The sequence below is a fragment of the Streptomyces sp. NPDC002787 genome (genome assembly GCF_053592095.1).
In genome coordinates this window covers 120,271-132,923 of record NZ_JBSFVC010000012.1, presented here as the reverse complement: position 1 = coordinate 132,923, position 12,653 = coordinate 120,271, and the positions used below count along the sequence as shown (strand labels likewise).

The following is a 12,653-nucleotide window of genomic DNA, read 5'->3' as shown; positions in this document are numbered from 1 at the left end:
CGGAAGTACGACGCCTTGAGGGAGGCGGAATGTGACATGGGGCTGTCGGAGAGGGCTCGGTTTGTGTGTTTTCGCAGGTCAGGGGGATTGTCGGTGGTGGGGTGCACGATGGGGGGATGGTGAGGGCGAGGTCGGTGGTGAAGGCGGCGCGGCGGCCGGAGGTGCGGTTGCCGGTGCTGGAGGCGTACGCGGGTGGGGTGCTGGAGCCCGATGGGGACTACGACGGGCTGGAGTTCCGGGAGGAGGACTTCGTCGGGCAGGACGGTTCGGGTGCCCGTTTCATGGACTGCGCGTTGACGGGGTGCGCGCTGGACGAGACGCGACTGCGGCGGGCGCGGGTCCTCGACTCGGTCCTCACGGGGATACGGGGTGTGGGTACGGATCTGGGCGAGGCGAGCTTGCGTGATGTCGAGCTGGTCGATGCGCGGCTCGGTGGGGTGCAGCTGTATGGGGCCGTACTGGAGCGGGTCCTTGTCCGGGGCGGCAAGATCGACTACCTGAATCTGCGTGAGGCGCGGCTCAAGGATGTCGTTTTCGAGGACTGTGTGCTGGTCGAGCCGGATTTCGGGGGTGCGCGGTTGGAGCGGGTGGGGTTTGTGGGGTGTGCGGTGAAGGGGGCCGATCTGAGTGGGGTGACCTTGGTGGATGTGGATCTGCGGGAGGCGGCGTCGGTGGAGATCGCTCGGGGGGTGGATCGGCTGTCGGGGGCGGTGATCAGTGCGGCTCAGTTGGTGGAGTTGGCGCCTGTGCTGGCGGGGGAGATGGGGATTCGGGTGGAGGGGTGACCTTTGGGGGGCGGGGTGTTTTCTCGCCCCCGCCGCCCCTACCCGTCCCATCCCAGGGGCTGTGCCCCTTTGACCCCCAGCCGCGGGTCCGGTGGGGGTTCTCGCGCAGTTCCCCGCGCCCCTGAGAAGCAGGGGCTGTGCCCCTTTGACCCCCAGGTGTGGGTTCGTCGTGGTTGCTCGCGCAGTTCCTCGCGCCCCTGAGAAGCAGGGGCTGTGCCCCGTGCTTTTCAGGCCCGCAGAGCCGGTCTTTTGTCTTGTCTCGCCAATTAACGGACTCGGGGGAAGCGGGCCTGGAGGGTCCAGATGGCTGGGTTTTCGGACAGGGCTTCGTGTAGGTCGCACAGGTCGGCTACGACATCGTGCAGGAAGTCCCTCGCCTCTCTGCGGAGCTCGGCGTGGGAGAAGGTCAGCGGTGGCTCTTCCGCCGGCATCCAGTCGGCCTCGATGTCCACCCACCCGAAGCGCCGCTCGAAGAGCATGCGGTCGGTGGACTCGGTGAAGTCGAGTTCCGCGCGCTGGGGCCGGGAGGCACGGGAGCCCGCGGGGTCCTGGTCCAGCAGCTCCACGATGTCGCACAGCGCCCACGCGAAGTCCAGCACCGGCACCCATCCCCAGGCTGTGGACAGCTCCCGGTCCGCCTTGGTGTCGGCGAGGTAGACGTCACCGCAGAACAGGTCGTGCCGCAGCGCGTACACGTCCGCGCGGCGGTAGTCCGCCTGTGGCGGGTCCGGGAACCGGTTGGAGAGGGCGTAGCCGATGTCGAGCACGTAGGCGATGGTGTCATGTCCTCATAGGATCGCCGACGTGTCCCGATCCGGATCGGTGGTCCCGGCCGCCCTGCTCACCGTCACGCTGGCACTCACCCTCACCTCGTGCACCGGGGGCGGCGGCACCGCCGAGCGCGGCGCCGGGACCGACGGCACCAAAGGTTCCGCCGGCCTGCGGGACCCGTACTTCCCGAGGCTCGGCAACGGCGGCTACGACGTCACGCACTACGCCCTCGACCTCACATACGAACCCCCCTCCGAAACCAGGAACGAGGGCGAGGGCGGCCGGCTGCGCGGTACCGCCGTCATCACCGCACGGGCGGCGCGCGATCTCGACACCTTCAACCTCGATCTGAAGGGGACGGACGTGGAGTCGGTCGCCGTCGACGGCTCGGCGGCGCGTTGGAAGCGGTCGGGGCAGGAGCTGACCGTCACCCCGGGGGGCGAGGGGCTCGCCAAGGGGGAGACGTTCCGCACGACGGTGCGCTACTCGGGCGCCCCGGAGACGATCACCGACCCGGACGGCTCCCGGGAGGGCTGGCTGCCGACCGCAGACGGCGTTCTCGCCCTCGGTGAGCCGACGGGCTCGATGACCTGGTTCCCCGGCAACCACCATCCCTCCGACAAGGCCGCCTACGACATCGAGGTCACCGTCCCCGAGGGCCTGCGAGCCGTCTCCAACGGGGAGTTGAGGAGCGAGTCCACCAGGAACGGCCGTACGACCTACTCCTGGCACACCGCCGAACCGATGGCGAGCTATGTCGCCACGATCGCGATCGGCGCGTACGAGATCCGGACGAGCAGGGGTGGGCCTTTCCCGGTGTACGTCGCCGTGGATCCCTCGCAGGTCGAGGACAGCCGTGCGGTGCTCGGGCGGATTCCGGAGGTCATGGAGTGGGCGGAGGCGAACTTCGGCCCGTACCCCTTCTCCTCCACCGGCGCGATCGTCGACCGGCCGGAGGACGTCGCCTACGCGCTGGAGACCCAGAACCGCCCCGTCTTCCCCGGCGCCCCCCACATCTCGCTGCTCGTCCATGAACTGGCCCACCAGTGGTACGGCAACTCCGTCAGTCCGAAGAGCTGGCGGGACATGTGGCTCAACGAGGGCTTCGCCACGTACGCCGAGTGGCTGTGGCAGGAGGACCACGGTGGAGACAGCGCCCAGGAGATCTTCGACGCGCTGTACGAGGGCGACCCCTTCGCGGACGGCGCCTCCGCTGACGCCGCCTCGAACGAGGCTCTCTGGGGCTTCCCGCCCGCGAAGCCCCCGAGCGCCGCGCGTATCTCCGACCAACCGGTGTACGACCGTGGCGCCATGGTCCTGCACAAGATCCGCCAGGCCGTCGGCGACGACGCCTTCCCCGGCCTCCTCCGGGGCTGGGCGACCGCTCACCGTCACGGCAACGCGGACACGGCCGACTTCACGGCGTACGTCGAGAAGTACGCGGGCAGGGTCGCCCCGGACGCCGACTTCACCTCGATCTGGGAGGAGTGGCTGTACGGGGAGGGGAAGCCGCCGAGGGCCTGACGGCTGACGGCTGTCGGCGGTCAGGTGGTCGCGTTCCGCTGTCTTGAGCTCTCGAACTCCGTGAGCAGGCGGGACAGTTCGGGTGGCCAGACGGCCTCCGGCGACCTGGTGAGGTCCTGGCGGGTCCACCAGCGCCAGGTCAGGATGCCGTCCTGGGCGTGGGCGGCGCTGAGGTGGTCGCCGGTGGGTTCGCGGCGGGGGCCCCGGGCCACGTAGATGTGCTCGTGCTGGTGGACGGGGGTGCCGGAGTGGGTGAAGTCGTGTTCCCAGGTGCACAGCAGGGGGCCCGGCTCCAGGTCCGTCCAGCCCGTCTCCTCGCGCAGTTCGCGCAGGGCGCCCTCGCGGGGTGTCTCGTCCGCCTCCAGGCCGCCGCCGGGCATGGCCCAGTGGACGCCCACCTCGACGTTGTCGTACCGGAAGAGGAAGACGGCGCCGTCCGGGTCGAGTACGGCGACCCGTGCGGCCCGGCGCGGCGTACGCAGTGTCTTGCGCAACACCGCGCAGGGGCGGCCGAGTTGGCGGTCCCGGCGGTGATCGATGACCTCGTAGCCGAGGGACGTCCAGAAGGCGAGGGCGCCGGGGTTGTTGTCGAGCGCGGCCAGCCGTACGGCGGTGCGCCCCGCCCGCCGGAACCGTTCCTCGACCAGTGTCGCCAACTGCCGTCCGTAGCCCTGCCGTTGCGCCGCCGCGTCAACGAGCAGCAGGCCGATCCAGGGGTCGGGGTCGGCCGGATCGGGATGACGCGCGAGGGTGATGGCGATGCCTACGAGCCGCCCGGCGGCAGGGGTAGGGGCAGGGGCACCGCTGCCCCTACCGCCGCTGCCGTCGCCGTCCCCGCCGCCGCCGTCGCGTGCGAGCAGGATCTCCACGTGTGGGTCGGCCAGGTCCGCCGCCAGGGCCGCGCTCACCTGTTCGGGGCGGATGTCGTTCGCGTCCGGGAAGTCGCCGCTCAGTGCGTAGAAGTCGCGGTTGGAGGCGTGCAGGGCGGTGAGTTCGGCGAGGAGGGGGCCGGGGATGGTGCCGTCCTCGGCCGTGCGGAGGGTTTCCAGCAGCAGCATGCCCCGCACGCTATCGATCAGGTGCGCCACCGGCTTCCGGCCTAGAGTTCATCCGGCGGTTCGGCGGTTCGGCGGTTCGGCCGGGCGTACGGGATGCGAGGAGGCGTGTGGAACAGCGGGTGCGTGTGCACAGGGTGCGGCTCGGGGGCGACGAGTTCCGCGTGGTGCGGCCGGCTTCGTCGCCGGTGCGGGTGGCGTTGCGCGACGACCATCACTGGCTGTCGATGTATGTCGACCGGGGTGGCGCGGAGCAGCTCGTCGCGATGTGGGCGCTGGCCGCCCGGTCCGCCCGTTCGCTGGTCCATCTGCCGATCCGGGCCAACGCCGTTCCCGAAGGTGTCGTGGGTGAGGGCGAACCCGTCTCGCTGGATCTGGTCCCGGTCCACCACAGCCTGGCGTTCCCGACGGCCTCATGGAAGCGGGTGCGGTCACGACTCGGCGCGGGCACGCCCCACACGACGGCCACTCCGGATCAGGATTTCCCGGACGAGGCCGCTATCGACCACCGGAGGCGGGAGTACCGGTCGTACCGCGACCACCTCGCCTTCGACATCGCCGCGCACACGCTGTTCGTCGTGGGCAGTGCCACGGCCTTCCGCGAGCAAGGCACCATGCTGCGCGGCCTCGTCGAGCAGGCCCCGTCGTACCCGCACGAGTACCCGAACGCCGCGCACTTCTGTGTCGAAGTCAGCCCGGGCCCCTGGTCACGGGCCCGGACCCGGCGACACGTACCCGGCCGGCTGCACATCCAGTACTCCGCCGACTGGCGGGTGCGAGGGGAAACTCACGGGGAGGGAACGGCGGCCGTGACGGCCGAAGGCCCCGCCGCGACGGTGGGTGCCTGGGTTCTGGCGGTCGTCGCGGCGAGGCCTTCGTGGAGTGGGGCGGGGCCGGTGGGCCCGGGCGTCAGACGCTGACGCCGAAGTCCTGGGCGATGCCGACGAGGCCCGAGGCGTAGCCCTGGCCGACCGCGCGGAACTTCCACTCGGCGCCGTTGCGGTACAGCTCGCCGAAGACCATGGCCGTCTCGGTGGCGGCGTCCTCGGACAGGTCGTAACGGGCGATCTCGGCGCCGCCGGCCTGGTTGATGATGCGGATGTAGGCGTTGCGGACCTGGCCGAAGTTCTGCGAGCGGTTCTCGGCGTCGTAGATGGAGACCGGGAAGACGATCTTGTCGACGTCGGCGGGGAGGCCCGCGAGGTTGACGTTGATCGCCTCGTCGTCGCCCGCGCCCTCGCCCGTGCGGTTGTCGCCGGTGTGGACGATCGTCTGGTCCGGGGTCTGCTTGTTGTTGAAGAAGACGAAGTGTCCGTCCGAGTAGACCTTGCCCTGCGGGTTGACCGCGATCGCGGAGGCGTCGAGGTCGAAGTCCGTGCCGGTGGTGGTGCGGACGTCCCAGCCGAGGCCCACGGTGACGGCGGTCAGGCCCGGAGCCTCCTTGGTGAGCGAGACGTTGCCACCCTTGGACAGGCTTACAGCCATGGTTGGGAGTCCTTCCCTCGTTACGTACGTGCCTTACGGGCTTCGTGCCGGGGACGAAGCTACCTGTACCCCTATGAACGTCGGGAGGGGCGCCAGAGGTTCCAGCGGTTTTTACTTTCTTTACCCGCGGCTCTTGTGGCGAGTGTCGCCGCGTGCGGTGAAAAGGGCGTGACGCGGACCGGACATTCGCGCGACCATGGGGGCATGTCCGGTCCTTACGTCATCCGCGGCTCCGTCTCCCTCCCGGAGGCCGAGCTCATGTGGCGTTTCTCCCGGTCCTCCGGCCCCGGCGGACAGCACGTCAACACCAGTGACTCGCAGGTCGAGCTGCGGTTCGACCTCGCCAACACCGAGGCGCTGCCCGAGGTGTGGAAGGCGCGGGCGCTGGAGCGGCTCGCCGGGCGGCTCGTCGACGGGGTCGTCAGTGTGCGGGCCTCCGAGCACCGTTCCCAGTGGCGGAACCGGGAGACCGCGGCCGTACGGCTCGCCGCGCTGCTCGCGGAGGCGACCGCGCCGCCGCCCAAGCCGCGGCGGGCGACCCGTATCCCGAGGGGGATCAACGAGCGGCGGTTGCGGGAGAAGAAGCAGCGGTCCGACACCAAGCGGGGGCGGTCGGGGCGGGACTGGGGCTGAGTCCCTCGTTCTGTCTCATGGGCCTGCCCCACATGTCTGTCTCATGGGCTGTCCCACATGCCTGTCCCACATGTTTGTCTCGTGGGCTGTCCCACATGCCTGTCCCACCTCCTGTCTCATCGGGTGTCACATCTGTGGGTCGTTCTGCGTCATAGCGAGTGACGGCGCATCACGACTACGGGGAGCCATGCGATGAGTGACGGCGGAGTGCGTGAGGACCATGAGTTTCTTGCCCGGCGGTTCGAGTCGTACCGGCCTCAGCTGCGGGCCGTCGCCTACCGCATGCTCGGGTCGCTCGCGGAGGCGGACGACGCGGTGCAGGAGGCATGGCTGAAGCTGAACCGGGTGGACGCGGACGAGGTGCAGAATCTGGGCGGTTGGCTCACCACCGTGGTCGGCCGGGTGTGCCTCGACATGTTGCGTACGCGGCGGTCGCGGGCCGAGGAGGAGTACGCGGGGTATGAGGGTGAGGCGCTGCGGATGCCCGAGCCCGTCCTCAGTCCCGTGAGTGGGGTCGATCCCGAGCAGGAGGCGCTGCTCGCCGACTCCGTCGGGCTGGCACTGCTCGTCGTGCTGGAGAACCTGGGGCCCGCCGAACGGCTCGCCTTCGTGCTGCACGACCTCTTCGGCGTTCCCTTCGACGACATCGGGCCCATCGTCGGCCGTACGCCCGCCGCGGCGCGGCAGCTCGCGAGTCGTGCGCGGCGGCGGGTGCGGGGCGGGGCGCCGGTGCCGGACGCGGATGTAGCGGCAGCGGGAGGTTGTCGACGCGTTTCTCGGGGCGGCGCGCGAGGGGGATTTCGAGGGGCTGGTGGCCGTGCTCGCGCCGGATGTGGTGGCTCGGTCGGCCGCCGGGGTGATCCGGGGGGCGGTGGCGGTGGCCTCGCAGGCCAGGATGTACGGGCGGCCCGGCGGGGGCGCGGCTGTTCGGGCGGCGCTGGTGAACGGGGCGGCGGGGGTTGTCGTGGTGCGGGACGGGAAGGTCGAGCGGGTGTTGGCGTTCACGGTGGTGGAGGGGCGGATCGCGGCGATCGATGCGGTGACCGAGGCGGAGTTGTTGGGGGCGTTGGATGTGACGGTGCTCGGAGGGTGACCTCGAGGGGGCTCGCCCCCGCCGGTGGGGAGAGGGTGGCTTGGGCGGGTGGGGAGCTGTCGCAGCGTGGGGGCTTGTCGCGCACTTCCCCGCGCCCCTGAGGGCGGGCGCGGCCCCGTCTACGGAGGCGGCCCCCTCTACGGAGGCGCCCCGCCCCTCAGCCCAACTGCCGGTACCGGCCCCGGAAGTACGTCAGCGGGCCGCTGTCCGAACCCGGCACCGTCGCGGTGAGGACTCGGCCGATCACCAGGGTGTGGTCGCCGGCGGTCACCCGTTGTTCGGTGCGGCATTCGAGGGTGGCCAGGGCGCCGTCGATCAGGGGGGCGCCGGAGACCGGGCCGTGGGTGTGGGGGAGGGAGTCGAAGAGGAGGCGGTCGCTCACCCGGCCCTTCATGGCGAAGCGGCCGGCGGTGGTGCGTTGGTGGTCGGCGAGGAGGGAGACGGCCCAGAGGGGCTGCTCGGCGAGGAGGTCGTCCATGCGGGAGCCCTCGCGGAGGCTGACCAGGACGAGGGGCGGGTCGAGGGACACGGACATGAACGAGGTGGCGGTCATGCCGACGTCATCGCCGGGTGGTCCCTCCGGATCCAGTGCCGGCTCGTGCGCGGTCACCAGGACCACACCGGCCGCCAGCCGGGACATCGCGGCACGGAACTCGTCTTCACTCACCCCCTCAGCATGCCCGCCGGGGGCGGAACCGGGGGTGACCGGGGTGCCCTCGGCGGCGATCGCCGAATTTGCGGGAGGAACGAGGGCGGGCGTCACCGTGAGGGCGACTGCGGCCGACGCCAGGGCCACGGCCGCAGGTGGGGCCGCCGCCTGGGGTGAGCGCGGTGCGGGTCCCGCGGGCGATGGCACCGGCGGAGCTGAGGCTGGAGTCTTCGGCACGCCCGCACGCTATTTCGCGCGGGCCGTCCCCCACATCGGGCGGGCGCCCGACCCGCTACCCGGACCTCCGACCTAGGACGGCCGGCATGTCCCCGCACGCTCCGCCATCCCGCGCCCGCCCGCGCATCCCGCGCCACGCCCGCGCACGCCCCCGACCACGCCGTTCCGCCCCGCGCACAGTGCCTACACAGAGTTCTGAATTCTGTTCAGGAAGCGCACGAGAGAAACGCATAAACTCCACTCAATTGCTCATCTTCTGTTGTGACTTGAGTCACAGGAGCCATATTTTGTTGACCCTGTGTACCGAGTGGGCTTCGCGCTGTGATTCAGTGGCGGGGACGCTGCAAGCTGTAAGCGGGAACTGTAAGCGGTAGTAAGCCCGCGAGTTAAGCAGGTTACCTGGAGCCTGGAGCTGCCACGAGATCTCGGGGGGAGGGCGAATGGAAACCGAGTCGGAGCCTTACGTCCGTCTGACGACGCTGCGGCAGCTGCACCAGGTGATGGCGGACATGAACACCGCGCGCAGCCTGGCCGACACGCTGCAGACCGTCGCCGACGGTGTGGTCAACGGTCTGGGCTACGAACTGGCCTGCGTGAACCTCGTGCGCCCCGACGGCGACCTGGTCGTCGCCGCCCTCTCCGGGAACTCCGCCGCCGAGGCCCTGATCACCGGCCGCGTCGGCTCCCGCGCCTCCTGGGACCGCCGGCTGAGCATGGGCGAGTCCTGGGGCGACCTGCGGTTCATACCGCACACCGAGGGCTGGGTGCTCGACGAGGACGATGTGCCCCAGTGGTACACCGACGGGCCCGCGCCCCGCTTCGAGGACGAGTGGCACCCCTCCGACCGGCTCTTCGCGCCCATGTACACCCCGGGGGCACAGGGTGCCTCCTGCGGTGAGCTGCTCGGTGTCATCTCCGTGGACCGGCCGCGAAACGGTCGGCGACCGGGCGCATGGGGGCGGGAAGCGCTCCAGATGTACGCCTTCCAGGCCGCCATCGCGATCAGCAACGCGCGTCTACGAGCAAACATGCAGCGTGCACTGGTCAGGCTCGAAAGGGAGCAGCAGGCGCTGCGCGCCAGCGAGGAATCCTTCCGGCAGGCCTTCGAGTACGCCCCGAGCGGTATGGCCATCGCGGAGATGGGCGGCGACCAGCACGGCCGGATCCTGCGGACCAACGACGCCCTGTGCCGGCTCCTCGGGCGGCCCGCCTCCGCCATGCGGCGGTACGCGTTCTCCGACCTCGTCCATCCCGAGGACATCGGCACACTCCTGCGGACCTCCGCCGAGGGCGGGCGCGCGGAGCTGCGGCTCGGGCGACGTGACGGGACGTACGTGTGGGTCTCGCTGCGCAACAGCGTGGTCGCGGACGCCGCCGACGGGCCCCGCTTCCTGCTGACCCACGTCGAGGACATCGAGGAGCGCAAGCGGCGTGAGCTGCAGCTCGCGCACCGCGCCTCGCACGACGCCCTCACGGGCCTGCCGAACTCCGCCGAGCTGCGCTCGCGCCTGTCCGCCCGTATCTGCCAGCGCCCCCAGTCGCTCCCGGCGGGCGCGGCGGCCGACTCGGCCGACTCGATGAACGCGGCCTTCGCACAGTTCGGGCAGTTCGGGGAGCAGGGCGAGTTCGGCGGCGAGCACGGCGACTTCGGGGAGTACGGCGCGGGTGAGCAGCCGGCGAGGCTGCCGCACCCGTCGTTCGACGCCTACGAGGCCGGCGGGCACACCTTCGACTTCCACGCGGCCAAAGGGCCGTACGACGCCTTCGACCACCATGTGCACGCCGTCGCGCCCGAGGACGAGCGGGACGACGGTACGAAGGGGCTCGCGGTGCTCTTCTGCGACCTCGACGGGTTCAAGTCGATCAACGACCGGTTCGGGCACAACGCGGGCGACGCCGTCCTCATCGAGGTGGCCCGGCGGCTCAGCCGGGGCGTGCGCGACGGTGACACCGTGGCCCGGCTCGGCGGTGACGAGTTCGTCGTCCTCGCCGACGGCCTCGGCCGCGCGGACGCCCAGGACCTCGCCGTTCGCCTCCGCAACGAGATCATCCAGCCGATCCGGGTGGACGGGCGCACGATGCGCGTCGGCGCCAGTTTCGGCATCGGATGGGCGCACTGCGGAATGACGGCGGACGAGGTGTTGAAATCAGCTGACGAGCGGATGTACGTCGAGAAACGATCTCGTCCCAGACAGCACCGGCGGGCCGGGTAGCGGCCGGAGTGACAGCCGTGACATCCGGAGAGAAGCCCAGGTCAGAGGCGGGCCGCCGGGGAAGAACAGCTGGTGGGCGGGGGGTCGGTCCGGCGATGAGGTCCGAGTCACCCGTTTGGGCCATCGCGAGCGGGTAGGCTCGCTCTCCTACACCCCGACGCAACAACCCGCCACCTGTACGCGCATGTACCGCACCGCTGAGGAGACCTAGGGATGACGCCCGGCAACAACGGCGCGAGCACGCCCGAGGACGACGACCCGTTCGGCTACCTCTACGCCGACGGGCAGGCCCGAGGAGCCCAGCCGCCCACCGGGAGCTACGGCTACCCCAACGCGGTCAACCGGGTGCGACCGGTCGGCGAACGCCAGTACGGGCAGCAGACCCAGCAGGCTCCGCAGGCGCCCACCGCGCAGTACGGGCAGGTCCCGCAGCAGCAGTACGGCCAGCAGCAGGGCGGCTACGGCCAGCCGAACGCGCACTACCAGGCGCCCGAGAACATCCCCGGCGGCCCTCAGCCGACCCGTCAGCAGGGGCACGGCAACGGGGGCGGCGGCCGTGGCCGTGGCCCCAACACCAAGGGCCTCCTCATCGGCGCGATCGCCGTGGTCGCCGCCGTGGTGATCGGCATCGGCGTGGCCATGCTCGGCGGTGACGACGGCGACAACAACGCGGGCAACGACACCGGGGCGTCCACCACGCCGACCACCCAGGAGAGCACCGACCCCAGCCCGTCGGCCAGCAAGTCGAAGGACGCCGAGCCCACCGAACTCCCCAAGGCGGAGGCCAAGACCCTCCTCCTCGGCGGCACCGCGGCCATCGCCTCGGACGTCCCCGGCGCGGAGTCGGAGGGCGGGTTCTACGTCAGTAACTTCAACTCGGTCGGCTCGTCCATCACCTGGAAGATGGAGGACGTCCCGGCGAGCGGTAAGTACACGCTCTACGTCCTCTACGGCGTTCCGGGCAAGGACGCCAACGCCACCCTCACGGTCAACGGCACGGCCCAGGGCCGCGCGCTCAACCTGGCCAACTTCGCGAAGGGCCCCGAGGGCGACTACGAGAAGGGCTGGACGAACACCTACGCGTCCATCCAGCTCAACAAGGGCACTAACGAGATCAAGATCTCCTGCGAACAGGGCAATAACTGCGACGTCAACTTCGACCAGCTGTACCTGGAGAAGGGCTGGAAGTGAGGCCCCGCCCTCAAGGGCTGAGCCCGCTCACGCCGCCGTGACCTCCCCCGTCACCGCCACCTGCCCCACCAGTTCCTCGTAAGTCTGACGGTCGAACTCGCCTGCCGCCGGCGCCAGTACGGTCGCCGCTGACAGGGCCACGGCGCGGGCCAGGCGGTCCGGCCAGGGGAGGCGGTCGACCAGGCCCGACAGCAGGCCCGCGACCGCCGAGTCGCCCGCGCCGGTCGGGTTGCCGCGGAAGCGGCGGGGTGGGACGGCGCGCCACTGTCCCTCGGGGGTGTGGGCGAGGAGTCCGTCGGGGCCGAGGGAGGCGACGACCGCCTGGGCGCCACGGCGGCGGGCGTCCCGGGTGGCCCGGGACGGCTCGTGGGAGCCGGTCAGTTCCGCCAGCTCGTCGGCGTTCGGCTTCACCAGGTCCGGGCGTGCCGCCACACCGCGCCGGAGCGGCTCGCCGCTGGTGTCCAGCAGGACCGGCACGGACAGGGTGCGGGCCGTACGGACCAGTCCCGCGTATGCGCCCACCGGCACCCCCGGCGGCAGGCTGCCGCACAGGGCCACCGCCGAGGCGGAGCGCAGCAGATCGACGTACGCCTCCTGGAAGGCGGACCACTCGGCGGGGGCGATGAGCGGGCCGGGCTCGTTGAGCTGAGTCGTGTCACCGCTCGCGTCGGCCACGGCGATCGTCCGGCGCGTGGCGCCCTCCACCGGGACCAGCGCGTCCACCACACCCGGTGTGTGCGTGAGCCGGTCCCGCAGGGCCCGGCCGGTCGCGCCGCCGACGAAACCGGTGACCGTCACCTCGTGGCCGAGCGCCGCGAGGACACGGGCCACGTTCAGGCCCTTGCCGCCGGGGCGTTCGGTCACGTCGGTCACCCGGTGGGTGGCGTGGGGCCTGAGGTCCCGTACGCGGTAGGTGATGTCGAGAGCGGTGTTCAGCGTGACCGTGAGGATCACCTGGTCCTACCCCCTTGGGACTCGACAGCGCGCGTTCGGTCTTCCTCGACCAGAGTGCGAGCG

The 12,653-nt window shown here is 70.9% G+C and carries 11 protein-coding genes and 1 pseudogene; 7 read left to right on the top strand and 5 right to left on the bottom strand.

Annotated elements, in window-relative coordinates; genetic code table 11:
- Positions 1 to 116: 116 nt before the first annotated feature.
- The gene (locus tag ACWD26_RS18375) at positions 117 to 785 is read left to right on the top strand and encodes a pentapeptide repeat-containing protein (protein WP_451271204.1); all 669 of its coding nucleotides are present in this window, start codon (positions 117 to 119) and stop codon (positions 783 to 785) included.
- A gap of 266 nt (positions 786 to 1,051) precedes the next feature.
- On the opposite strand, the gene ACWD26_RS18370 is transcribed toward ACWD26_RS18375, so the two are convergent.
- Positions 1,052 to 1,552, bottom strand: coding sequence for a hypothetical protein (locus ACWD26_RS18370; protein WP_451271202.1), 501 nt, complete (start codon positions 1,550 to 1,552; stop codon positions 1,052 to 1,054).
- A 7-nt stretch (positions 1,553 to 1,559) separates the two neighbouring features.
- On the opposite strand from ACWD26_RS18370, the gene ACWD26_RS18365 reads away from it, so the two are divergent.
- Positions 1,560 to 3,080, top strand: a complete 1,521-nt coding sequence (locus ACWD26_RS18365; RefSeq protein WP_451271200.1) for a M1 family metallopeptidase — start codon at positions 1,560 to 1,562, stop codon at positions 3,078 to 3,080.
- A 20-nt stretch (positions 3,081 to 3,100) separates the two neighbouring features.
- Here ACWD26_RS18365 and ACWD26_RS18360 read toward each other — a convergent pair whose 3' ends face one another.
- Positions 3,101 to 4,135, bottom strand: a complete 1,035-nt coding sequence (locus ACWD26_RS18360) for a GNAT family N-acetyltransferase (RefSeq protein ID WP_451271474.1) — start codon at positions 4,133 to 4,135, stop codon at positions 3,101 to 3,103.
- A gap of 110 nt (positions 4,136 to 4,245) precedes the next feature.
- Here ACWD26_RS18360 and ACWD26_RS18355 point away from each other — a divergent pair, with 110 nt between their 5' ends.
- On the top strand, positions 4,246 to 5,055 hold the full coding sequence (locus ACWD26_RS18355) for a hypothetical protein (RefSeq protein WP_451271198.1): 810 nt from the start codon (positions 4,246 to 4,248) through the stop codon (positions 5,053 to 5,055).
- Here ACWD26_RS18355 and ACWD26_RS18350 read toward each other — a convergent pair.
- The gene (locus ACWD26_RS18350) at positions 5,045 to 5,620 is read right to left on the bottom strand and encodes a TerD family protein (RefSeq protein ID WP_451271196.1); all 576 of its coding nucleotides are present in this window, start codon (positions 5,618 to 5,620) and stop codon (positions 5,045 to 5,047) included. The two genes, ACWD26_RS18355 and ACWD26_RS18350, sit on opposite strands and share 11 nt — an antisense overlap.
- Before the next feature lie 204 nt (positions 5,621 to 5,824).
- On the opposite strand from ACWD26_RS18350, the gene arfB reads away from it, so the two are divergent.
- Complete coding sequence (arfB, locus tag ACWD26_RS18345; protein WP_451271194.1) at positions 5,825 to 6,253, top strand: alternative ribosome rescue aminoacyl-tRNA hydrolase ArfB; 429 nt, start codon at positions 5,825 to 5,827, stop codon at positions 6,251 to 6,253.
- A 192-nt stretch (positions 6,254 to 6,445) separates the two neighbouring features.
- Positions 6,446 to 7,346, top strand: a pseudogene (locus ACWD26_RS18340) (sigma-70 family RNA polymerase sigma factor).
- 157 nt (positions 7,347 to 7,503) lie between these two features.
- On the opposite strand, the gene ACWD26_RS18335 reads toward ACWD26_RS18340, so the two are convergent.
- A complete protein-coding gene (locus ACWD26_RS18335; protein WP_451271192.1) occupies positions 7,504 to 8,013 on the bottom strand; it encodes a flavin reductase family protein in 510 nt (169 codons plus the stop codon).
- A 659-nt stretch (positions 8,014 to 8,672) separates the two neighbouring features.
- Between ACWD26_RS18335 and cdgB the strand changes: the two genes are divergently transcribed.
- Both cdgB and ACWD26_RS18325 read left to right on the top strand, forming a co-directional pair.
- Positions 8,673 to 10,445 (top strand): diguanylate cyclase CdgB, encoded by a 1,773-nt coding sequence (gene cdgB / locus ACWD26_RS18330; protein ID WP_451271191.1) that lies wholly within the window; start codon positions 8,673 to 8,675, stop codon positions 10,443 to 10,445.
- A 213-nt stretch (positions 10,446 to 10,658) separates the two neighbouring features.
- A complete protein-coding gene (locus ACWD26_RS18325) occupies positions 10,659 to 11,636 on the top strand; it encodes a CBM35 domain-containing protein (protein ID WP_451271189.1) in 978 nt (325 codons plus the stop codon).
- 27 nt (positions 11,637 to 11,663) lie between these two features.
- On the opposite strand, the gene ACWD26_RS18320 is transcribed toward ACWD26_RS18325, so the two are convergent.
- A complete protein-coding gene (locus ACWD26_RS18320; protein WP_451271187.1) occupies positions 11,664 to 12,590 on the bottom strand; it encodes a 1-phosphofructokinase in 927 nt (308 codons plus the stop codon).
- Positions 12,591 to 12,653 lie beyond the last annotated feature (63 nt).